The following is a 20,948-nucleotide window of genomic DNA, read 5'->3' on the forward strand; positions in this document are numbered from 1 at the left end:
CTTTTGCTTGACAGGGTTCAAAAGTGTCACATAGCGTCCCGAGCGTGTCCACAGACAAGCTGAAGGTCGGAATCGTCGGTGGTGGCTTCATGGGCCGGGTGCACGGCCGGTCCGCGCTGGTCGGTGGTGCGCGGGTGGTCGGCGCGATCGGCTCGACGCCGGACCGCGCGAAGGCCGCCGCCGAGGCCACCGGTGCCGACGAGGGGTTCGCGACCCTCGACGACCTGCTGGCCGCGGACATCGACCTCGTCCACGTCTGTACGCCGAACAGCACGCACCTCGCGGTGACCCTGAAGGCGCTCGAGGCGGGCAAGCACGTCATCTGCGAGAAGCCGCTGGCCACCAACGCGCAGGACGCCACCGGTCTGGTCGCGGCCGCGCAGGAGGCCGGGCTGGTCGCCACCGTGCCCTTCGTCTACCGCTACCACCCGATGGTCCGCGAGCTGCGGACGCGAGTGGCAGCCGGTGATGCCGGGATCATCACCAGCCTGCACGGCAGCTACCTGCAGGACTGGCTGGCCGGCGTCGACGACGACAACTGGCGCGTCGACGACGCGGCCGGTGGTCCGTCGCGGACGTTCGCCGACATCGGTTCGCACTGGTGCGACCTGACCGAGTTCGTCACCGGCGACCGGATCTCCCAGGTCAGCGCGCAGACCCGGACGGTCAGGTCGCAGCGTGGTGGCGTGGACGTCAAGACCGAGGACCTGGCGACGGCCCAGTTCCGCACCGAGGCCGGCGTCGTCGGCACGGTCGTGGTCAGCCAGGTCGCCGCCGGCCGCAAGAACCGGCTGTACCTGGAGGTCTCCGGGACCGAGTCGAGCTACGGCTTCGACCAGGAGGACCCGGACCGCCTCTGGGTGGGCCATCGAGCGGCCAGCCAGCTGCTCACCCGCGACCCCGACACGTTGAGCCCGCCGGCGGCCCGCGTGAACCGGCTGCCCGCCGGTCACGCCCAGGGCTACCAGGACGCGTTCGACTCGTTCGTCGCGGACACCTACGCGGCCGTGCGCGGTGGTGATCGTCCGGACGGACTTCCGGACTTCGCCGCCGGCGCACGGTCTGCCCGCTTGGTCGACGCCGTTCTCCGGTCGGCCGCCGCCGACTCCGCGTGGGTCGACGTCGACGCCTGAGTACGCCGTACAAGATCACTTCCAGCTGAGGAGCACCGCGGATGCCACGCCCGATCACCCTGTTCACCGGCCAGTGGGCCGACCTGCCGTTCGAGGAGGTCTGCGAGTTCGCCTCGTCGGCCGGGTACGACGGCGTCGAGATCGCTTGCTCCGGTGACCACTTCGACGTCCAGCAGGCGATCGACGACCCGAACTACGTCCAGACCCGCAAGGACATCCTGGACAAGTACAACCTGAAGGTCTGGGCGATCTCGAACCACCTGGTCGGCCAGGCGGTCTGCGACGACCCGATCGACTTCCGGCACCAAGCGATCGTGCCCGGCCGAGTCTGGGGCGACGGTGACGCGGAGGGGGTTCGGCAGCGCGCGGCCGACGACCTGAAGAACACCGCGCGGGCGGCCCGGCTGCTCGGTGTCGACACGGTGATCGGCTTCACCGGCTCGTCGATCTGGCAGTACGTCGCGATGTTCCCGCCGGTCCCGGCCGAGCGGATCGATGCCGGCTACCAGGACTTCGCCGACCGCTGGAACCCGATCCTCGACGTGTTCGACGCCGAGGGCGTCCGGTTCGCGCACGAGGTGCACCCGTCGGAGATCGCCTACGACTACTGGACGACGACGCTGGCCCTGGAGGCGATCGGGCACCGCGAGGCGTTCGGGCTGAACTGGGACCCGTCGCACATGGTGTGGCAGGACATCGACCCGGTCGCGTTCCTGTGGGACTTCAAGGACCGGATCTACCACGTCGACTGCAAGGACACCCGGATGCGGGTCGGCGGCGGCCGCAACGGCCGGCTCGGCTCGCACCTGCCGTGGGGCGACCCGCGCCGCGGCTGGGACTTCTACTCCACCGGCCACGGCGACGTGAACTGGGAGGACTGCTTCCGGGTCCTCAACTCGATCGGGTACGCCGGGCCGATCTCGGTGGAGTGGGAGGACGCCGGGATGGAGCGGAAGGTCGGCGCGGCTGAGGCTGTGAACGTCATTCGGAACCTGGCGTTCGACAAGCCCGAGGCTGCGTTTGATGCAGCCTTTGCAACAGACAAATAGTCAGCCCGCCACCGCCACGGCTACTTGAGCCCGTGGCGGTGGCAACTACTTGTTGGGGGTCGCCTGGCGGGTGTCGCGGCCGGCGGCGAAGCCCAGGGCGAGCTGGATCGTCGCCAGGGCCGCGAACACGATCAGTGTCGTGTCCCACCCACCCGTGTGCTCGGTGATGAAGCCTGCGGCCACTGGACCACCGGCGGCCAGCAGGTACCCGATGGACTGAGCCATGCCGGACAGCTGCGTCGTCTCGTGGTGGCTGCGGCCGCGGATGCTGATCAGCGACAGCGCGGCGACCAGCGCCGCGCCCTGTCCGAGCCCAGCCAGTACGACCCACAGCAGCGCCAGGTCGGGCACCAGCAGGAGCCCGAGCAGCGCGGTGAGGATCGGCACGCTCGCGGCGATCGTGCCCGGGCGCTGGTCGGTCGGGTGCCGCATCAGCCACGGGATGCTCAGGCCGCCGATCAGCCCGAACACCTGGAACAGGAAGATGTGCACGCCGGCGGTCTTCTCCGAGATCCCGGTCGAGATCTCGATCGTCGGCAGCCAGTTCACCAGCAGGTAGAAGCTGGTCGACTGCAGGCCCATGAAGAACGTGACCAGCCACGCCATCGGCTGCCGCCAGACGCTGACCGGCGGGTTCTCGTCGTCGGTCGCGGGCGCGGCGGGGACCGGCGCCGGTGAGATCGTCCGCGGCAGCCAGACCAGCGCGACCAGGACGGCGAGCCCGCCCCAGATCGCGAGCGCGAGCCGCCAGCCGGCCGCGTTCGCGATCGGTACGGCGACCAGCGACGCGACCGCGGCGCCGCCGGTGATGAACGCCGTGTAGATGCCCGTCGCGCGGGACACGTTCGCGGCGTAGTCGCGCTTCAGGATGACCGGGACGAGCACGTTGCCGACCGCGATCGCCGCGCCGACCACGACGGTCCCGATCCAGAGGCCGGCCAGACCCGTGTACGGGCGGGCCGCCGTACCGACGGCCAGGACGAGCAGAGAGACGAAGACTGTCCGCTCCATCCCGAACCGGCGCGACAGCAGGTGCACGAGCGGGGAGGCGAACGCGAACGCCAGCAGCGGCAGCGTGCCGAGCAGGCCGAGCACGCCCTCGCCGAGGTGCAGGTCGACGCCGATCCGGGGGAGCACCGGGCCGACCGCGGTGAGCGCCGGGCGCAGGCTCAGGGCCACGACGAAGGCGGTCGCGGTGATCACTGGTGAGTACTGCCGGACGGCCGGTGCGGCGGACTGAGCCACTGGTGCTTCCCTCATCCCTGTAGATGTCCTACATTTACACACTATGTCATTGATTCGGCAGGTTCCGCTGGTGATCCAGGTCTCGGAGCAGTTCCGCGGGCGGATCGAGTCCGGCGAGTGGCCGCGCGGTGAGCGGATCCCCGGCGAGCACCAGCTCGCCACGGAGCTCGGCGTCAGCCGGGGGACCGTGCGGGAGGCGCTGCGCTCGCTGAGCCTGACCGGGCTGCTGGAGCCGCGCGTCGGCGACGGCACCTACGTGCGCGCGACCGACGAGATCGGTGGCGTGCTGCTGCGCGACGAGGTCACGTCGCTCGACCACGTCTTCGACGCCCGGGCCGGGATCGAGGCGGCCGCGGCCCGGCTGGCCGCGCAGCGCCCGAGCGCCGACGGGATCAAGGCGCTGATCGCGGCGCTCGAGGCCCGCGACGCCGCCCACGACGCGAGCGACCTCGCGGCCTTCGTGGCCGCGGACACCGCGTTCCACCAGGGCATCGTCGAGGCCTCGGGGAACCCGGTGCTGGTGCGCCTGTACGCCGCGATGGGCGGTCTGCTGAGCGAGTCGATCGAGCAGAGCGCGGCCTTCCCCGAGCATCCGGGGCTGCGCGCGGCGCACCTCGACGTGTTCGAGGCGATCACGAACGGCGATCCGGACGCGGCCGCGCGCGCGTCGTACGGGTTGATCGAGACGGTGAAGCAGGGCGCCTAGGCGGCGTCGGTGACCTTGCGGCGAGGCGCGAGGACGGGCGCGAACAGCGCGAGGCCGGTCGCCAGGACGGTGACCACGATGAAGGACAGCGTCAGGCTGCTGGCCTGCGCGATCCCGCCGATGATCGACGGCGCGACCAGGCCGGACGCGTATGTGACGGTCGCGACGCCCGCGATCGCCTGGCTGGGGTTGGGTCCGGACTTGCCCGCGGCCGCGAAGGCGAGCGGGACCACGACCGCGATGCCGAGGCCGAGCAGTCCGAAGCCGGTCATCGCGACGACCGGGTGCGGAGCCAGTACGACGAGTACGCCGCCGAGCGTCGCGATCACGCCGCTGACCCGGACCGTCGGCACCGCGCCGAACCGGTCGACCACCGCGTCGCCGACCAGCCGCGCGATCGCCATCGTCAGCGCGAAGCCCGTCGTCGCGCCGGCCGCGACCCCGGCCGAGGTGGTGAGCACGTCCTCCAGGTAGACCGCCGACCAGTCCAGGCTCGCGCCCTCGGCGAAGACCGCGCAGAAGCCGACCGCGCCGATCAGCAGCGCCGACTTCGGCGGCAGCGCGAACCGCGGCGGCGCTTCCTCCTCCTCGGTCGGACGCAGGTTGAGCACGTACTGGCAGGCGATCGCGCCGAGCACGGTCAGGACGCCGGCCATCACCAGGTGGTGCAGCTGTGCGTTCACGTCGAGGTGCGCGGCGACCGTGCCGATCCCGGACCCGATCAGCGCACCGACGCTCCACATCCCGTGCAGGCCGGACATGATCGACTTCTCCAGCCGGTGCTCGACCTCGACGCCGAGCGCGTTCATCGCGACGTCGGCCATCCCCGCGGTCGCGCCGTACACGAGCAGGGCGCCGCAGAGGGCGGGCAGGTTCGGCGCGAGCGAGGGCAGGACCAGCGCGAGCGTCCAGAGCGCGAGCAGTCCGCGCAACGCCGTACGAGAGCCGAAGCGGTGACTGACCCGGGCGGCCAGCGGCATCGCGAGCGCCGCACCGAGCGCCGGGAACGCGAGCGCGAGGCCGAGCTGGCCGGGGCTGACGCCGGCGTGGTCCTGGATCCACGGCACCCGGGTCGCGAACGAGCCGGTCACCGAGCCGTGCACGCAGAACACGACGGCCACCGCGACGCGGGCCCGCCGTACCTCATCGATCATCACAGGGGGAAGTCCATATCAACAGGCGGAATGTTTGAACGCACAGGGAGAAATGTTAGATTCGACGGCGTGAAGAGTGCCGAGCGTCAGCGTGTCATCGTAGAACGGCTGCAGGGCTCGGCCCGGATCGCGGTGGCCGAACTGGTCGAGCTCACCGGTGCCTCGGACATGACCGTGCGCCGCGACCTCGACTACCTGGCCGCGCAGGGCGTGCTCAAACGCGTCCACGGCGGCGCCGTCTCGGCGATGCCGGCCGGTCTCGAACCGCCGTTCGCGGCGCGTTCGACGGCGGCGGTCAAAGCCAAGCAGGCGATCGCCGCGGCGGCCGTGGACCAGCTGCGCGACGGCGACTCGATCGTGCTCGACAGCGGTACGACGGCGCTCGAGGTCGCGCGGCTGCTGCGCGGCCGGACGATGACGGTGATGCCGCTGTCGCTGCAGGTCGCCCAGGAGCTCGTCGACAACCCCGGGATCCGGTTGCTGCTGCCCGGCGGCGAACCGCGCAAGGGCGAGCAGGCGCTGGTCGGCCCGCTGACGCTGGCCTCGCTGCGCGCGCTGCGCTTCGACGTCGCGGTGCTCAGCCCGTGCGCGTTCAGCCTGGAGACCGGGCTCACGGCGTACGACCTGGGGGACGCCGAGGTGAAGCTGCAGGCGCTGGCCGTGGCGACCCGTTCGATCGCGCTGGTGGACGGCGCGAAGTGGGACCGCGCGGCGCTGGCGTTCGTCTGCGCCGCCGACCGTCCCGACCTGATCATCACCGACCCGTCGGCCCCGCAGGACGAGCGGGCCGCGCTGGCCGAGCGCGGCGTCCTCGTCCAGGTGGCCGGCTCAGCTGTGGAGGACGTTCTGTGAGCACGATCGTCGCCGCGCCGCCGCGAGCGGCCCGGATCGCGACCTGGGTGTACTTCGGCATCAACGGTTTCGCCATCGGGCTGTGGGTGGTGCACATCCCGAACATCGAGCACGCGACCGGGATCACGCACAGCACGCTCGGGCTGCTGTTGCTCGTGCTCGGTGGCGCCGCGTTCTTGGGGATGCAGGTTGCCGGGCCGCTGGCTGATCGGGTCGGGCAGCGCCGGCTGGTGCCGGCGTCGGCGGCGTTGCTGGGGGTGTCGCTGTTCGGGCCGGGGCTGACCGACTCGTGGTGGACGCTTGGGTTGACGCTGATGCTGCTCGGGTTCGCGAACGGGTCGCTGGATGTGGGGATGAACGCGCACGCTGTCGTGGTCGAGCGGGCTTACCCGCGGCCGATCATGGCGGCGTTCCACGCGATGTGGTCGATCGGCGGGGCGATCGCCGCGCTGATCGGGGCGATGACGTTGCGGGCCGGCGTACCGACCGAGGTGACGTTGGGGGCTTGTGGGGTGCTGCTCGTCGTCGTGTCGCTGGCGACGAGCCGGTACTTGATCGAGGCTGATGTGCCGGAGTCCCATGAGGAAGCGCCCTCGAGTAAGCCGCCGGCGAAGTTGGTGTGGGCCCTGGGCGGGCTGGCGTTCGGGCTGATGCTCGCGGAGGGGGTTGCGAACGACTGGGCTGCGTTGCAGTTCCGGGATGTGCTGGGGACTTCGACCAGTACGGCGGCGTACGCGTACGGCGCGTTTGCTGTCGCGATGACGGTCGGGCGGTTCGCGACGGACCGGGTCGCCGCGGTGATCGGGGCGATGGCGATCGTGCGGTACGGCGCTGCGCTGGCTGCTGTCGGGTTGACGATCGTGATCCTGAGCCCGTGGGTCGCGGTTGGGCTGGTCGGGTGGGCGTTGTTCGGGCTCGGGTTGGCCGGGGGAGTGCCGCAGCTGTTCACGGCGGCGGGGAACCTGGATCCGCGGGCCTCGGGGGCGTTGATGGCGAAGGTTGTTGGGCTTGGGTACGTCGGGTTGCTGGCCGGGCCGGCGTTGATCGGTGGGCTGGCGCACTTCATGCCGCTGAACATCGCGTTCATCTTGCCGGCGGTGCTGTGCGTGCTGACGGTGATCGGAGCGCCGGTGTTGCGAGCCAGGAAGCCCTGAGCCCCGCCCGACCTACCCCTGCCCCACCGACCCCTGCCCCACCTGCCCCCGCCCCACCGACCCCTGCCCCACCTGCCCCCGCCCCACCGACCCCTGCCCCACCTGCCCCCGCCCCACCGACCCCTGCGCCACCTGCCCCTGCCGCACCTACTCCGCCCAACGACCCCTGCCCCACCGACCCCTGCCGCATCTACTCCGCCCCACCTCTCCCCCCGCCCGCAGGGGCGGGCTAGGCCTTCAGCGCCTGTTCCAAGTCGGCCCACAGGTCGCCCGGGTGCTCGATGCCGACCGACATGCGGATCAGGTCGACCGGAATCGTCGGGACCTCCGCGGGCCAGCGGCGGCGGCGTTCGAGCATGGACTCGACGCCGCCGAGGCTGGTGGCGTGGACCCACAGCTTCGTGGACTCGCAGACCCGCTGAGCCAGTTCGCCGTCGCCGCCGAGCTCGACGGCGAGGATCGCGCCGAAGCCCGACATCTGCGCCTTGGCACGGGCGTGGCCGGGGTCGTCGGCGAGGCCGGGGTAGCGGACGCGGCTGACCCGCGGGTGCTCGCGCAGGCGCTCGGCGAGGAAGGCGGCGTTCGACTGCGCGCGCTCCAGCCGGAGGGCGAGCGTGCGCAGGCCGCGCAGCCCGAGCCAGGCCTCCATCGGGCCGGGGATCGCGCCGAGGTTGCGGCGCTTCGACTCCAGCGTCGTCCACAGCTCGTCGTTCGCGGTGATGATCGCGCCGAGAAGTACGTCGGAGTGCCCGGCGATGAACTTGGTCGCCGAGTGCATCACCAGATCGGCGCCGAACTCCAGCGGGCGCTGCAGCAGCGGGGTGGCGAAGGTGTTGTCGACAACGACCAGTGCGCCGGCCGCGCGTCCTGCCGTACAGAGTGCTGGCAGGTCCGCGACCTCCATCGCCGGGTTGGTCGGGGACTCGATCCAGAGCAGGTCGGCTCCGGCTGCTGCCGCGACGACCTGGTCGGTGTCGGCGATGTCGACCCGGTGGAGTTGCAGCCGGCCGGCAGCCGCTTGCTGGTCGAGCAGACCTAGTACGCCGCTGTAGGCGTGCTGCGGAGCGACCACGCGCCCGCCGACCGGGATCAGGTCGCAGATCGCCGCGACCGCGCCCATGCCGGAGGCGAAGGTGAGCCCGCGACCGCCTTCGAGCTCGCCCAGGGTCTGCTCGAGCGCGGCCCAGGCGTCGTTGTCGAACCGGCCGTAGCCGCGGTCGCCGCCCGCGATGTAGGTGGAGCTGAAGACCGGCGACTCACCGAGCGGCGCGTCCGGCACCCGCTCGGGGCGCCCGGCATGCACGACGACGGTGGACGGATCGAGCTCAGGGGTCATGCGGGGATTGTCGCAAGCGGAGTCGGCCGGGTCGGGCCGGGGGGAGAGTCAGCGGGGTGGCGGGGGAGGGCGAGCGGGGCAGCAGGTGGCGCAGGGGAACGCGAGCGGGCGGCAGATCGCGCAGGGGAAGGGCAGCGGAGGTCAGCGGATGGCGGACGGCAATGGGATGCCTCGGTCCTCGAACAGCTGCAGCGCTTCGCGCGCCAGCTCCTTGATCGACGGGCCGGCGGGGTCGCCGACCCAGGTCTCGACGACGATCTCGATCACGTTCATCGTCGTCCCGGCCGCGAGCTTGGCGGTCAGCGCGGAGCCGGCGGACCGGCGTACGAGCTCGGTGCTGAGGTCCTTGCGCCAGCGCCAGATCGCGTCGGTCAGGTGGGCGCTCAGCGACGGGGTCTGCTCGGCCAACTCGTAGACCGTGCGGACGCGGTCGGGGTTGCTCTGCATCCGGTCCAGGACCCGGTCGATCACCTGGGCCAGCGCGACCGGCAGTTCGAGGTCGGCCGGCTGCTCGCGCAGCCAGTCGATCGCGCCGAACAGTGAGTCCTCGACGAACTCGATGACCAGGGTCTCCTTGGTCGGGAAGTAGCGGTAGAGCGTGCTCGGCCCGACCTCGGCGGCCGCGGCGATCTGCTCGACCGTGGTCCGGCCGAAGCCGTGGTCGCTGAACAGCTCGAAAGCCTTGTCCGAGATCAGCCGGCGGGTTCGCTCCCGCTTCAGCTCACGCAGTCCCATCTGCCCAACTTACTTCCTTTTGAAAAGCAACACATACAGTCATATGGTAGTCACTTCCAGCTTTGGAGGTTCGATGACCGACTTTCCGCACACCCGGCCGAGCGGCTGCCCGTTCGACCCCGCCACCGGGTACGCCGACCTGCTGGCCGGGCCGCAGCCCACCAAGGTGTCCACCCCGCTCGGTGTCGACGCCTGGGTGGTCAGCCGGTACGACGAGGTGCGCGAGGTGCTCAGCAACCCGAACCTGAGCTCCCGCTCGGCGCCCTCGGCGCACATGTCGCCGCACGCCGACCTGGAGCGTGAGGTCGACTCCGGCTCGGTGCTGCAGAACGACGGCGAGCGCCACGCGCACCTGCGCCGGCTGCTGACCGCGGAGTTCACCGTGAAGCGGGTGCAGGCGCTGCGGCCGCGGATCGTCGACCTGGTCGAGGAGCACCTCGACCGGCTGCTCGCCACCGGCGGACCGGTCGACCTGGTCGAGCACTTCGCGCTGCCGATCCCGTCGCTGGTGATCTGCGAGCTGCTCGGCGTACCGTACGCCGACCGCGACCAGTTCCAGCACTGGTCAGCGCTGCTGCTCTCGGTGCAGCGGACCCCGCAGGAGCAGATGGAGACCAGCGAGGAGATCCAGCAGTACATGGCCAAGCTGGTGCTGGCCAAGCACGAGGACCGCTCTGCTGACGACCTGCTGACCCGGCTGATCACCAGAGCCGAGGACCAGGGCACGCCGCTGACCGTGCCCGAGCTGGTGTCGATCGGCATCACGCTGCTGATCGCCGGGCACGAGACGACGGCCAACATGATCGGGCTGAGCACGCTGGCCTTGCTGCGCAACCCTGATCAGCTGGAGCAGCTACGCGAGCACCCGGAGATCGCCCCGGCCGCTGTGGAGGAGATGCTGCGCTACCTGACCGTCGTGCAGTTCGGCCTGTTCCGGCACGTGCTCGACGACATCCCGATCGGCGACGAGACGATCAAGGCGGGCGAGTACCTGATCGCCGCGATCACCGCCGGCAACCGGGACACCAGCGTCTTCCCCGACGCCGACCGGATCGACCTGACCCGCAAGGCGTCGGCGCACCTGGCCTTCGGCTTCGGGCCGCACCAGTGCCTCGGCCAGCAGCTCGCACGGGTCGAGCTGATCGAGGTCTACACGCGGCTGTTCCGGCGGATCCCCGGGCTGCGGCTGGCGGTGCCGTTCGAGGAGCTGGAGTTCAAGCACGACGCGCTGGTCTACGGCCTGGCCGCGCTGCCGGTGACCTGGGAGGCGAACTGATGAACGTCGACATCGACCAGGAGAGCTGCGTCGCGGCCGGGCAGTGCGTGCTGGCCGCGCCGGAGGTCTTCGACCAGCGCGACGAGGACGGCGTCGCCGTACTGCTGCGGGAGCCTGGTGCTGACGAGTACGCCGCAACCCGTGAGGCCGCGCTGCTTTGTCCGGCCCGTGCCATCGTGCTGAGCGAGTAATGGAACGGGTAGTCGTCGTCGGAGCCTCAGCTGCGGGCTCCACGACCGCACAGACGCTGCGGCGAGAGGGGTTCACCGGAGCGATCACGGTGATCGGTGACGAGCCGCACCTCCCGTACGACCGGCCACCGCTGTCGAAACAGGTCCTGCTCGGCAGCTGGCCGGCTGAGCGCACCAGCTTCGGTGCCGGTACGACGTACGCCGAGCAGGGGATCGACCTGCGGCTTGCTACCCGCGCTACCGGGCTGGACCTGGCTCGGCGGGAGGTGGCCTTGTCGACCGGCGAGGCGCTCGGCTGGGATCACCTGGTTGTGGCGACCGGCGTGCAGCCTGTACGGCTCAGTGACGGGCACCAGTTGGCCGGCGTACATGTGCTGCGGACGCTGGACGATGCTGTGGCGTTGCGGAAGTCGCTGGTCGACGCTGACTCGGTAGTGGTCGTGGGAGCTGGGTTCCTGGGGTCGGAGACGGCTGCTGCGGCCCGGCAGCTCGGCTGCGAGGTGACGCTGGTCGACCTGGCTCCGGCGCCGCTCGCTGTGCAGCTGGGCGCTGAACTGGGATGGATGCTCGCTGAGCTGCATGCGGCGAACGGCGTACGGGTTGTTGGTGGGTCTGGTGTGACGCGGCTCCTCGGGGAGTCGGCTGTGGAGGGCGTCGAGCTGTCGGACGGCTCGGTGGTGAAGGCGGACGCGGTGCTGGTTGCTGTCGGGTCCCGTCCGGTAACCGACTGGTTGGATACGTCCGGGCTGCCGTGCGGGGACGGCGTGTTGTGCGACGAAGCGCCGGCTGGAGTGCATGCGGCGGGCGATGTCGCGCGCTGGACGAGCACGCGGTTCGGGACGCCGTTGCGGCTGGAGCACCGGTTCAACGCGACCGAGCAAGCGGTCTGGGCCGCTCGCCGGATCCTCGGGCAGGAGGTCGAGTTCGACCCGGTCCCGTACTTCTGGACCGACCAGTACGACGCCCGCATCCAGGTCTACGGCGTCGTCCCGCCCGACGCGCGGATGGCCGTCGTGGCCGGCGATCCGGCGGCCCGGAAGTTCCTCGCCCACTACGTTTCCGGCGGCCGCGTGAGCGCCGTACTGGGCTGGAACATGCCCCGCGAACTGCGCTCCGAACGGGCGCTACTGACAGCAATCTGAAGACATCTTTACCAAACCCCGGTCAAGCCGTGGCCGTGCTAGCGCTATCGTCGAGCCGGTGAGTGAGTTCTCGAGGGACGAAAAAAGCAAGCCCCGCGTCGCTGTGGTTTTCGGCGGGCGGTCGAGCGAGCACGCCATCTCCTGCGTGACCGCGGCCAACGTGCTGCAGGCGATCGACCGGGACAAGTACGAGGTGGTTCCGGTCGGGATCACCACCTCGGGACACTGGGTGCTGGAGAGCGGCGACCCCGACCGGCTGTCGATCACCGACGGCAAGCTGCCCGAGGTGGACGTGACGGCGGCGCCGGTGCTGTTCGGCGCCGACCGCGAGCTGGTGGTCTCCGAACCCGATCAGGTGCCGAGCACGCTCGGCGAGGTCGACGTGGTCTTCCCGCTGCTGCACGGCCCCTGGGGTGAGGACGGCACGCTGCAGGGCCTGCTGGAGATGTCGGACATCCGGTACGTCGGCTCCGGCGTGCTGTCCAGCGCGGTCGGCATGGACAAGCACTACATGAAGGTCGTCTTCGCGGCGGCCGGCCTCGAGGTCGGCCCGTACGTCGTGATCCGCGACCGCGACTGGTTGCGTGACCCCGACGCCTGCCGGACCGCTGTGGCCGAGCTGGGCTTCCCGGTCTTCGTGAAGCCCGCGCGCGGCGGGTCGAGTCTGGGGATCAGCAAGGTGTCGTCGGCCGATGAGCTGGACGCCGCGATCGCCGAGGCCCGCGCGCACGACCCGAAGGTGATCGTCGAGGCGTCGGTGAAGACGCCGCGCGAGATCGAGGTCGGCGTACTGGGCGGGCTGAACGGCGGCCTGCCCGAGGCGAGCGTCTGCGGCGAGATCGCGATCTCCGGCGGCGGGCACGACTTCTACGACTTCGAGACCAAGTACCTGCCGGAGGGCGAGGAGTACACGGCGCTCTCGGTGCCGGCGGACCTTCCCGACGAGGTCGTGGCGGAGATCCGGGCGAAGGCGCTGACCGCCTTCGACGCGATCGAGGCGGAGGGGCTGGCCCGGGTCGACTTCTTCCTCGACGGCGACGGCCGGGTGATCATCAACGAGATCAACACGATGCCGGGGTTCACGCCGACCAGCATGTTCCCGCGGCTGTGGGCGGCGTCGGGGCTGGACTACCCGGCGTTGGTCGACCGCCTGCTGACGCTGGCGCAGACGCGGCCCACCGGTCTGCGCTGACGCTGCGGCCCGGTTTCGGCCGTACGGCGGTACGCCTCACTTCGGTCCGCGCTGCTTGGGAGCAGCGCGGACGTGGGCGCGTTCGCCCTGCTTGCCGACCAGGCTGAGGAACTCCACCGGACCTGAGCTGGTGGCGCCGAACCAGTGCGGCGTCCGGGTGTCGAACTCGGCCACCTCGCCCGGTTCGAGGATCAGGTCGTGCTCGCCGAGCACCAGCCGGAGCCGGCCGTTGAGGACGAAGGCCCAGTCGTAGCCCTCGTGGGTGCGCAGGTCCGGCTCGGCGTCGTCGCGCCCGGCCGGGAGCACGAACTTGTAGGCCTGGATGCCGCCCGGCCGCCGGGTCAGCGGCAGGATCGTCCGGCCGTCGTCGGTCGGGATCGGCCGCAGGTTGATCCGCGGGTCGCCGGTCGGCGGCGCGTCGACCAGCTCGTCCAGCGTGACCCCGTGCGCCCGGGCCAGCGGCAGCAGCTGCTCGAGGGTCGGTCGCCGGAGCCCGGCCTCGAGCCGCGACAGCGTGCTGGTCGAGATGCCGGTCTGCGCGGACAGGTCGCTCAAGGTGACCTCGCGGCGCTGCCGCAGCGTCTTGAGCCGCGGGCCCACCGCGCCGAGGGTGCGATCGATGGTTTCGTCCATGCCGCCAGTTTGCCATTCGGCAACAACGTTTGCCGGATCGATTGCCCCTGGCCACGATCGGGAGGTACCAGCCGTTCGCTGAAAGGACCTCCGTGAGTACCCACCTCCCGCCCGCCGTCGACGCCGGCCCGACCGTCGACGACCCGGCCCAGCGCCGTACGGTGCTGATCGCGGTCTGTGTCGCGCTGATGGCCGTCGTCGCCTCGGTGACCGGCCTGAACGTGGCCCAGCCGCAGCTCGCCGTCGAGTTCGGCGCCTCCCAGACCGAGGTGCTGTGGTTCATCAACCTCTACACGATCAGCCTCGCCGCGCTGCTGCTCCCGCTCGGCGCGCTCGGGGACCGGTGGGGGCGCAAACCCGTGCTGCTGGCCGGCCTGGCCGTCTTCGGCGCCTCGAACGTCGCCGCCGGACTGGCCGGTACGGCGGAACTGATGCTCGCCTCCCGGCTGCTGTCCGGAGTGGGCGCCGCGATGATCATGCCGGTCACGCTCGCGGTGATCACCTCGACCTTCCCCGAGGCCGAGCGCTCCAAGGGCATCGGGGTCTGGACCGCGGTGGCCGGCGGTGGCGGAATCGTCGGGATGTACCTGTCGGCGCTGCTGGTCGACGTCGCCACCTGGCGCTGGCTGTTCGTCCTGCCGATCGCGCTCGTCCTGGTCTCGGCGGCGCTCGTCGTACGGGCGGTACCCAACTCCCGTGAGTACGCCGCCCACCGCTTCGACGTCGTCGGCTCGCTCACGTCGGTCGTCGCGGTGGTCGGGCTGATCTACGTGCTGCACGAAGGTCCGGTGCACGGGTGGACCGAACCGTTGACGCTGGCCGCGCTCGCCGGTGGTCTCGTCGCCGCGGTCGGTTTCGTGCTGTGGGAGCTGCGGCAGGCCGCGCCGCTGCTCGACGTCCGGCTGTTCGGGCAACGTGGGCTGGCCGGTGGGTCGGTGACGCTGCTCGTGGTGTTCGGGGTGCAGGCCGGGATCCTGGTCGTGTTCTTCCCGTTCCTGCAGGCCGTGCTCGGCTGGTCCGCGCTGAGCGCGACGCTGGCGATGATGCCGATGGCGCTGCTGATGATGGTCGCCTCCGCGGCCGCGCCGCGGCTGGCGACGCGGATCGGGAACCGGGCGACGATGGCGACCGGCGTCCTGCTCGGCGCCGGTGGCCTGGCCCTGATGGCGGGCCTGGTGTCCGCCGATCGCGGCTATCTGTCCGTGCTGCCCGGCATGCTCGCGATGGGACTCGGGATGGGGCTGTCGATGACGCCGTCGACCGAGGCGATCACGAGCTCGCTGCCGCGCGAGCGGCAAGGTGTCGCCTCGGCGCTCAACGACGTGACCCGCGAGTTCGGCACCGCGCTCGGGGTCGCGCTGCTCGGCGCCGTGCTGTCCGCGGGGTACCGGGCCGCGATCGATCCGCGGCTGGACGGCGTACCGGGGGACGTCGCGGCGGCTGCGCGTCAGGGAGTGGCGAACGCTGTCGCGGGCGGTTCGGACACGGTGATCCGAGCCGCGCAGGAGTCGTTCGTGGAGGGGTGGCAGCAGGCGATGTGGGTCGGGGCTGGGGTGATGGTTGGGCTGTTCGTCTTCGTGATTGCGCGGGCGGGGCGGGTGGGTGGGTGGGGAGGAGGTCTGATGGAATGAGCGCGATTTCGGGCGGTCGGCGAGGTCGGTGTGGTCGGTGTGGTCGGGCCTTCGGGGTCGGGTGAGTGCGGTTGGTGTGGCTGGGCCTTCGGGGTCGGGTGAGTGCGGACGGCCTGGCCGGGGCTTCGGGGTTCGGCTGAGTGCGGACGACCTGGCCGGACCTTCGGGTGTGGGCTGAGTGCGGACGACCTGGCCGGACCTTCGGGTGTCGGCTGAGCGCGGTCGGCCTGGCCGGGCCGTCAGCGGCCCGGGTGTCCGGGCGACGACCCGGACGCCGTGCTCGAGGAGCGCGGTGAGGACGTCGTCGCCATCGCGAACGGCAATCGATGAAAGCGGGTGCGCAGGGATGCGGGTGTGTGTCGTGACGGGCGGCGGCGGGGTACGGATCGGCAGCGGGATCTGCCGAGCGCTGGCTGCCAAGGACTGGACCGTGGTAGTCGCCGACCAGGATCTCGCCGCGGCGGAACTGGTCGTCGAGGAGCTGCAGGCGGGCGGCGCGACCGCGGTGGCGATGCGCTTGGACGTCACCGACGCCGACTCGGTCCGGGAGGTCGTGGCGGCGACCGTGGCGGCGTACGGGCGGATCGATGCCTGGGTCAACAGCGCGGGCATCGGGCTGCGCAAGCTCGGCACGGAGGCAACGCCGGAGGAGTTCGACCGGCTGAACGCGATCAACTACCGCGGCGCCTGGACCTGCATCCGCGAGGTCGTACCGGTCCTGCTCGACAACGGCGGCGGCGGCATCGTCAACATCGGCTCTGTCCACGCCGCCGGCGCTGCCGAGACCTTCACCCTGTACGCCGCGACAAAGGCTGCCCTGGCCGCCCTGACACGCGGCATCGCCCGCGACCACGGCCGCCACAACATCCGCTGCAACATCGTCCACCCCGGCGCGGTCGAGGCCCGAGGCCGCGAGCACCTGCTCGCCGACTTCGTCGCCGACCACCAGATGCTCCCGACCGCGGTCGAGGCAATCGACATCGGCAACGCGGTCGCCTTCCTGCTGTCACCCGAGGCCCGGTCGATCACGGGCGTCGAGCTGTTCGTGGATGCCGGTACTACGGCGATGCTGTTCGACAACTGAGCCGGAGCCTTCCGGCGCAGGCGCGCAGGCGGCGACCAGCCGCCGGCCGGCGGTCAGCCGAGCAACTCCGGCTGGAACCTCCCGCCACAGCCGGCCACCCCGCCGAGCGGCCAGCACTCGGCCCCGCCACCCACCGCTCCCCGCCCGTACCGGCGCACCGGCGCTCAGGGCGGCGGTGCTCGTCGGCACTGAGCCGGAGTCGACCGGCGCAGGTCTGGCGGCGTACCGGCGCTCAGGCGGCGGACGGCGCATCGGCGTGGTCCTGCAGACCCCGGAGGCGGTCGCTCAGGGGCGGTTGGCAGGTCCCGACCGCGGTGCCGGCTGCTGCGCTGCCGGGCAGAGTCCGGCGGCTCGGGCGGTCCCGGGCCGACTCGGGCGACTCCCGGGACTCCGGCGACGCCGACGGCTCCATGCAGACTCCGGCGACGCAGGGGGACTCCTGCGATTCCAAGCAGGCTCGGGCGACTCGGGCTACCGTGCGACCTCGGTGACTCGACCGACGGGCCGGCGGGCCGACTTGGCCCCACCGTCCCCTCACACTGGTGCCCCTGGGGACGGGGGACGACTTGCGGCGTACACGTGGACTGTGGCTGACCCTCGGCGGGCTCGCCGCCGGCGTACTGATCGTGATCGCGGCCGCGGCCGGAAGCGTCCGGCCCTGGCAGAACCAAGACGGTCCGCCGGCGCCGCTCCGGACCCCGCGCGGTACGCCGACGCCACCGAAGCGCCCGGAGTCGGTCCCCACTCCCACGCCAGGCTGGTGGGACTGGCTGGTGACAGGCCTGCTGAGCGTCGTACTGGCTGTGACGCTGCTGGTGATCGCCCGCGTGGTCTTCCTGAAGGTGACCGACCGCGCCCAGCAGCGGACCAGAGCCGAGCGTGACGCCCACTTCAGCCGGGTCGCAGCGATCCGCGACGAGGAGCTGGAAGCCGCCCTCGACGCCGGCCTCCAGGCGATCAGCTCGGCCGCGCCCACCGACGCCGTGATCCGCTGCTGGGCCGCCTTGGAGTCGTACGCCGCCCAGGCGGGCATCCCACGCACCCCGGCCGAGACCTCGTCGGAGTTCACCGTCCGGGTCCTGGGCGCTCGCGACGTCCCACCGGCCGACCTGCACCTCCTCGCGTCCCTGTACCGCGAGGCCCGCTTCTCCGAACACGGCATCGACGAGGGCACCCGCAGCCGAGCCCAGGAAGCCCTCACCCGCCTCCGCGCGGGGCTCAGACGCTGACCCCACGACCGGCCGCTCCAGCAGGTCGGCGACGCTCAGCTCGATCTCATGGTCGACCACACCGTGGAACTCCAGCTGCTCGCGCAGGACTTCGACGCTGCCTGCCTCTGCGCAGGGCTCAGCCGCTGACCCCCGCCTCCCTCCGCGTGGGCTCAGACGCTGACCGTCGTCGCGCGCGGCAGCTCGCGGACCGACCGGGACAGCAGCGGCAGGAGCGCGACCACGACGTACGCCGTACCGGCGACGATCATCACCGGCTGGATGCCGAACACCAACCCGAGCGGCCCGAACGCCAGCTGACCGATCGGGATCGCCGCCACCGAGCCGAGCATGTCGTAGGAGTACGCGCGCGACAGCATCTCGTCCGGCACGTGCTCCTGCATCGCCAAGTCCCAGCCGAGGCCGAAGATCTGGCTGCCGACCCCGGCGGCGAACGCCGCGATCATCGCGGTGACCAGCAGCGGCTGGAAGCCGAGGACCAGCATCGGCGCGCCCTGGACGGCGATCGCGATCATGCCCCACAGCAGCGGCCGGCGCAGGGTCAGCCGGATCAGTATCAGCGAGCAGACCAGGAAGCCGACCGCTTGCGTCGAGCGGATCAGCCCCCACCCGGCCTCGCCGAGGTCGGTGCGCGTCGCAAGCACCGGGCCCAGCGTGGCGAACGCGCCGCTGACAATCGCGTTCAGCAGGAAGAACGCCGCGACCACCACCCACAACCACTGGGTCGAGCGGACGTATGTCCAGCCCTCGCGCAGATCGGCGGCGACACCCTTGCGCTGCCGACCCTCCACCGGACGCGGGATGCGAACGCGGGTCAGGACGAGTGCAGCGATCAGGTACGTCGTACCGTCGACCGCAAGCGCCCACCCGGGCCCGGCAGCCACCACGAGCAGGCCGCTGACCGCTGGCCCGAGCACCATCAACGCGTTCTCGGGTACGGCGACAGCCAGGTTCGCCGGCTTGAGCTGGTCGCGGGGGACCAGCTGGGGGAGGACTCCGGCCAGCGCCGGCATCCGGGCGGCGGTGACCGTCCCGCTGATTGCTGAGAGCACCGCGAGGTGCCAGATCTCCGCGGTGCCAGTGATCACCAGCACTGCGATCGCGAGCTGGCTGAGACCGGAAGCGACGTTCGTCACCTGGATCACCACGGTTCGACCGAACCGGTCGGCCAGTACGCCGCCCGCGAGCAGGAAGACGACCAGCGGGATGCTCTGCGCGGCCAGCACTGTCCCGAGGGCGGAGGCCGAGCTGCTGACCTCCAGCACCGCGAACGCGAGCGCCACGCCGGCCATCGTCGTACCGGCGCGGTCGATCAGGCGGGCCAGCCAGTAGTAGCGGAAGTTCGACTCGCGGAGCGGGGCGAGGGCGCCTTTCACGACTTGGTCCTCCGGGTCATCTCGAAGATCCACGAGGTGGCGCTGACGTGCACTGTGCCCGGCGTACGGGGTGGCTGGTTGCTGTCGTGGATCAGTGCCGACGCCTCCATCAGCAGCGCGCGGACCTGGTCGGAGACCTCCGGCGTGACCCAGGCCTCGATGTCGCTGAAGTGGTTGCGTCCGGCCCGTTTGCGGAAGCGCAGGCGGCGCTCGACCTCACGGGCGAGAGCGCGCAGCTCGGCGACCCGGCTCTGGGTGACGCCGTGCTTGCGGCGCTCACCGCGGTGCTCGTGCGGATAGCGATAGCGCTTCGCGACCCCGCCGCGGATGCGTTCCTCGCCGGCCTCGACGATCGCGCCGGACTCGAGCAGCAACCGCAGGTGATACGACGCGTTGGCGTGGGTGAGGTCGAGCTCGCGGGCCACCTCTGCGGCGCTCATCGCTGTGCCGGTCAGCAGCGACATGATCCGCAGCCGTACCGGGTGCGCCCCGGCGCGCAGCTCCTTGATGTCGTCGTCCGTCATCGCGCGTCCTCACTCCCCAACAAGTCTTGGGGGGAAGGATGCCTCGCCTCTCCTTCGACTGTCAAACAGTTCTTTGGGGGTCAGAGACCGGCGAGCTTCTTGTTCAGGTAGCGCTGCTGCGGAAGGCTCGTGGCGAGCTCAGCCGCCCGTTCGTACGCCGCTCGCGCGGCCGTCGGGTTGCCGGACATCTCCAGCAGGTGCCCGCGGACGGCGTACAGGCGATGGTCGGCGGTGAGCCTGGCGTCGGTGTCGATCGTGGCAAGCAGCTTGAGACCGACCTCGGGGCCCTGGGCCATCGCGACGGCGACGACGTGGTTAAGCGCAGTCATCGGGTTGTCGGTGAGCTGCAGCAGTACGCCGTACAGGGCAGCGATCTGCGGCCAATCGGTGTCAGCGGCAGTCGGCGCCTCGTCGTGAACGGCGGCGATCGCGGCCTGGAGCTGATACGGCCCGAGCGGACCGCGCGGGAGCGCCGCGCTGATCAGCGCGATCCCTTCGTCGATCGCCGACCGGATCCAGAGCCCGCGATCCTGCTCGTCCATCGGGATCAGCTCACCCGACGCGCTGGTCCGCGCCGGCCTCCGCGCGTCGGTGAGCAGCATCAACGCGAGCAGCCCGACGACCTCCGGATCGTCCGGCAGCAACTCGTGCAACATCCGAGCCAGCCGGATCGCCTCCGCAGCCAACTCGACCCGATGCAACTGCGCGCCCGACGTACTGGCGTACCCCTCGTTGAAGATCAGGTAGACGACCTTCAGCACAGCACCGAGCCGATCAACATGATCAGGCGGCAACGAAAACCGCGCCCCACTCGCCTTCACCGTCTGCTTGGCCCGAGTGATCCGCCGAGTCATCGTCGCCTCGGTCGTCAGAAACGCCCGCGCGATCTCACTCGTGGTCAGACCGCCAACTGCGCGAAGCGTCAGCGCGATCTGAGACGACGCCGAAAGCGATGGATGACAACAAAGAAACAGCAGAATCAACGTGTCATCAGAATCAGCCACCGGCTCCTGCGGCACACTCGTCCACTGCGCAACCTGCTGCTCCCGCCGCACCCGAGCCTGCTCGGCCCGCAACAAATCGGTAAGCCGCCGCGAAGCCACGGTCACCAGCCAGCCTCGCGGGTTGTCCGGCAGCCCTTCCACTGGCCACTGCCTCGCCGCCGCGAGCAAGGCCTCCTGCACAGCGTCCTCCGCGGTGTCGAAGTGCCCATACCGCCGAACGAGAGCCCCAAGCACCCGCGGCGCAAGCTGCCGGAGGAGGTCCTCGATCGGTGCTCCCGCGCCGACGGCTGGCTCCGCCGGTG

At 71.0% G+C, this 20,948-nt stretch carries 20 protein-coding genes; 12 read left to right on the top strand and 8 right to left on the bottom strand.

What is annotated here, in order from left to right; genetic code table 11:
* Nucleotides 1–44: 44 nt before the first annotated feature.
* Nucleotides 45–1,133, top strand: a complete 1,089-nt coding sequence (locus ACZ6Z4_RS34550; protein ID WP_465574738.1) for a Gfo/Idh/MocA family protein — start codon at nt 45–47, stop codon at nt 1,131–1,133.
* A 41-nt stretch (nt 1,134–1,174) separates the two neighbouring features.
* Nucleotides 1,175–2,182, top strand: coding sequence for a sugar phosphate isomerase/epimerase family protein (locus ACZ6Z4_RS34555; RefSeq protein ID WP_363676394.1), 1,008 nt, complete (start codon nt 1,175–1,177; stop codon nt 2,180–2,182).
* Between the two features lie 45 nt (nt 2,183–2,227).
* Here ACZ6Z4_RS34555 and ACZ6Z4_RS34560 read toward each other — a convergent pair whose 3' ends face one another.
* A complete protein-coding gene (locus tag ACZ6Z4_RS34560) occupies nt 2,228–3,427 on the bottom strand; it encodes an MFS transporter (protein WP_465574745.1) in 1,200 nt (399 codons plus the stop codon).
* A 43-nt stretch (nt 3,428–3,470) separates the two neighbouring features.
* Between ACZ6Z4_RS34560 and ACZ6Z4_RS34565 the strand changes: the two genes are divergently transcribed.
* On the top strand, nt 3,471–4,133 hold the full coding sequence (locus ACZ6Z4_RS34565) for a FadR/GntR family transcriptional regulator (protein ID WP_465574748.1): 663 nt from the start codon (nt 3,471–3,473) through the stop codon (nt 4,131–4,133).
* On the opposite strand, the gene ACZ6Z4_RS34570 is transcribed toward ACZ6Z4_RS34565, so the two are convergent.
* On the bottom strand, nt 4,130–5,287 hold the full coding sequence (locus ACZ6Z4_RS34570) for an MFS transporter (RefSeq protein WP_465575401.1): 1,158 nt from the start codon (nt 5,285–5,287) through the stop codon (nt 4,130–4,132). The two genes, ACZ6Z4_RS34565 and ACZ6Z4_RS34570, sit on opposite strands and share 4 nt — an antisense overlap.
* A gap of 69 nt (nt 5,288–5,356) precedes the next feature.
* Between ACZ6Z4_RS34570 and ACZ6Z4_RS34575 the strand changes: the two genes are divergently transcribed.
* Together ACZ6Z4_RS34575 and ACZ6Z4_RS34580 are read left to right on the top strand one after the other, a co-directional pair.
* Nucleotides 5,357–6,139, top strand: a complete 783-nt coding sequence (locus tag ACZ6Z4_RS34575; protein ID WP_465574751.1) for a DeoR/GlpR family DNA-binding transcription regulator — start codon at nt 5,357–5,359, stop codon at nt 6,137–6,139.
* A complete protein-coding gene (locus ACZ6Z4_RS34580) occupies nt 6,136–7,293 on the top strand; it encodes an MFS transporter (protein ID WP_465574754.1) in 1,158 nt (385 codons plus the stop codon). Before ACZ6Z4_RS34575 ends, ACZ6Z4_RS34580 begins: the two co-directional genes overlap by 4 nt.
* Nucleotides 7,294–7,522: 229 nt before the next feature.
* On the opposite strand, the gene ACZ6Z4_RS34585 is transcribed toward ACZ6Z4_RS34580, so the two are convergent.
* Complete coding sequence (locus ACZ6Z4_RS34585; RefSeq protein WP_465574757.1) at nt 7,523–8,629, bottom strand: trans-sulfuration enzyme family protein; 1,107 nt, start codon at nt 8,627–8,629, stop codon at nt 7,523–7,525.
* A 141-nt stretch (nt 8,630–8,770) separates the two neighbouring features.
* Nucleotides 8,771–9,364 (bottom strand): TetR/AcrR family transcriptional regulator, encoded by a 594-nt coding sequence (locus ACZ6Z4_RS34590; protein ID WP_465574760.1) that lies wholly within the window; start codon nt 9,362–9,364, stop codon nt 8,771–8,773.
* A gap of 73 nt (nt 9,365–9,437) precedes the next feature.
* Between ACZ6Z4_RS34590 and ACZ6Z4_RS34595 the strand changes: the two genes are divergently transcribed.
* The 4 genes from ACZ6Z4_RS34595 to ACZ6Z4_RS34610 are packed head-to-tail and all read left to right on the top strand — an operon-like array spanning nt 9,438 to nt 13,165.
* Nucleotides 9,438–10,640, top strand: a complete 1,203-nt coding sequence (locus ACZ6Z4_RS34595) for a cytochrome P450 (RefSeq protein ID WP_465574763.1) — start codon at nt 9,438–9,440, stop codon at nt 10,638–10,640.
* Nucleotides 10,640–10,831: a ferredoxin gene (locus tag ACZ6Z4_RS34600; protein WP_363676386.1), complete on the top strand. Its 192-nt coding sequence runs from the start codon at nt 10,640–10,642 to the stop codon at nt 10,829–10,831. The genes ACZ6Z4_RS34595 and ACZ6Z4_RS34600 overlap by 1 nt, the downstream gene beginning before the upstream one ends.
* Nucleotides 10,831–11,973: an NAD(P)/FAD-dependent oxidoreductase gene (locus ACZ6Z4_RS34605; RefSeq protein ID WP_465574767.1), complete on the top strand. Its 1,143-nt coding sequence runs from the start codon at nt 10,831–10,833 to the stop codon at nt 11,971–11,973. The genes ACZ6Z4_RS34600 and ACZ6Z4_RS34605 overlap by 1 nt, the downstream gene beginning before the upstream one ends.
* A gap of 58 nt (nt 11,974–12,031) precedes the next feature.
* Nucleotides 12,032–13,165 carry a D-alanine--D-alanine ligase family protein gene (locus tag ACZ6Z4_RS34610; RefSeq protein ID WP_465574770.1) on the top strand — a complete coding sequence of 378 codons (1,134 nt, stop codon included), beginning with the start codon at nt 12,032–12,034 and terminating at the stop codon, nt 13,163–13,165.
* Between the two features lie 36 nt (nt 13,166–13,201).
* Here the strand turns inward: ACZ6Z4_RS34610 and ACZ6Z4_RS34615 are convergent, their stop codons facing one another.
* Nucleotides 13,202–13,798, bottom strand: coding sequence for a helix-turn-helix domain-containing protein (locus ACZ6Z4_RS34615; RefSeq protein WP_465574773.1), 597 nt, complete (start codon nt 13,796–13,798; stop codon nt 13,202–13,204).
* A 92-nt stretch (nt 13,799–13,890) separates the two neighbouring features.
* Between ACZ6Z4_RS34615 and ACZ6Z4_RS34620 the strand changes: the two genes are divergently transcribed.
* The 3 genes from ACZ6Z4_RS34620 (at nt 13,891) to ACZ6Z4_RS34630 (ending at nt 17,742) form a co-directional block, all read left to right on the top strand.
* Nucleotides 13,891–15,429: an MFS transporter gene (locus ACZ6Z4_RS34620; RefSeq protein WP_465574776.1), complete on the top strand. Its 1,539-nt coding sequence runs from the start codon at nt 13,891–13,893 to the stop codon at nt 15,427–15,429.
* Between the two features lie 346 nt (nt 15,430–15,775).
* Nucleotides 15,776–16,513 carry an SDR family NAD(P)-dependent oxidoreductase gene (locus ACZ6Z4_RS34625; protein WP_465574779.1) on the top strand — a complete coding sequence of 246 codons (738 nt, stop codon included), beginning with the start codon at nt 15,776–15,778 and terminating at the stop codon, nt 16,511–16,513.
* Nucleotides 16,514–17,055: 542 nt separating this feature from the next.
* Nucleotides 17,056–17,742, top strand: a complete 687-nt coding sequence (locus ACZ6Z4_RS34630; RefSeq protein ID WP_465574782.1) for a DUF4129 domain-containing protein — start codon at nt 17,056–17,058, stop codon at nt 17,740–17,742.
* Nucleotides 17,743–17,894: 152 nt separating this feature from the next.
* Here ACZ6Z4_RS34630 and ACZ6Z4_RS34635 read toward each other — a convergent pair whose 3' ends face one another.
* From ACZ6Z4_RS34635 to ACZ6Z4_RS34645, 3 genes are all read right to left on the bottom strand, one after another.
* Entirely contained in the window at nt 17,895–19,118 is a 1,224-nt protein-coding gene (locus ACZ6Z4_RS34635; protein WP_465574785.1) for an MFS transporter, read from the bottom strand.
* A complete protein-coding gene (locus ACZ6Z4_RS34640) occupies nt 19,115–19,642 on the bottom strand; it encodes an ArsR/SmtB family transcription factor (protein WP_465574788.1) in 528 nt (175 codons plus the stop codon). Before ACZ6Z4_RS34640 ends, ACZ6Z4_RS34635 begins: the two co-directional genes overlap by 4 nt.
* Before the next feature lie 80 nt (nt 19,643–19,722).
* On the bottom strand, nt 19,723–20,913 hold the full coding sequence (locus ACZ6Z4_RS34645) for an RNA polymerase sigma factor (RefSeq protein ID WP_465575405.1): 1,191 nt from the start codon (nt 20,911–20,913) through the stop codon (nt 19,723–19,725).
* Nucleotides 20,914–20,948 lie beyond the last annotated feature (35 nt).

The sequence above is a fragment of the Kribbella sp. NPDC104740 genome (genome assembly GCF_055583505.1).

Bases quoted from the DNA above. Each gene is read 5' to 3' on its own strand.
- ACZ6Z4_RS34555 (WP_363676394.1), top strand. From the start codon at position 1,175: ATGCCACGCCCGATCACCCTGTTCACCGGCCAGTGGGCCGACCTGCCG.
- ACZ6Z4_RS34565 (WP_465574748.1), top strand. From the start codon at position 3,471: ATGTCATTGATTCGGCAGGTTCCGCTGGTGATCCAGGTCTCGGAGCAG.
- ACZ6Z4_RS34570 (WP_465575401.1), bottom strand. From the start codon at position 5,287: ATGATCGATGAGGTACGGCGGGCCCGCGTCGCGGTGGCCGTCGTGTTC.
- ACZ6Z4_RS34585 (WP_465574757.1), bottom strand. From the start codon at position 8,629: ATGACCCCTGAGCTCGATCCGTCCACCGTCGTCGTGCATGCCGGGCGC.
- ACZ6Z4_RS34590 (WP_465574760.1), bottom strand. From the start codon at position 9,364: ATGGGACTGCGTGAGCTGAAGCGGGAGCGAACCCGCCGGCTGATCTCG.
- ACZ6Z4_RS34595 (WP_465574763.1), top strand. From the start codon at position 9,438: ATGACCGACTTTCCGCACACCCGGCCGAGCGGCTGCCCGTTCGACCCC.
- ACZ6Z4_RS34600 (WP_363676386.1), top strand. From the start codon at position 10,640: ATGAACGTCGACATCGACCAGGAGAGCTGCGTCGCGGCCGGGCAGTGC.
- ACZ6Z4_RS34605 (WP_465574767.1), top strand. From the start codon at position 10,831: ATGGAACGGGTAGTCGTCGTCGGAGCCTCAGCTGCGGGCTCCACGACC.
- ACZ6Z4_RS34615 (WP_465574773.1), bottom strand. From the start codon at position 13,798: ATGGACGAAACCATCGATCGCACCCTCGGCGCGGTGGGCCCGCGGCTC.
- ACZ6Z4_RS34625 (WP_465574779.1), top strand. From the start codon at position 15,776: ATGCGGGTGTGTGTCGTGACGGGCGGCGGCGGGGTACGGATCGGCAGC.
- ACZ6Z4_RS34640 (WP_465574788.1), bottom strand. From the start codon at position 19,642: ATGACGGACGACGACATCAAGGAGCTGCGCGCCGGGGCGCACCCGGTA.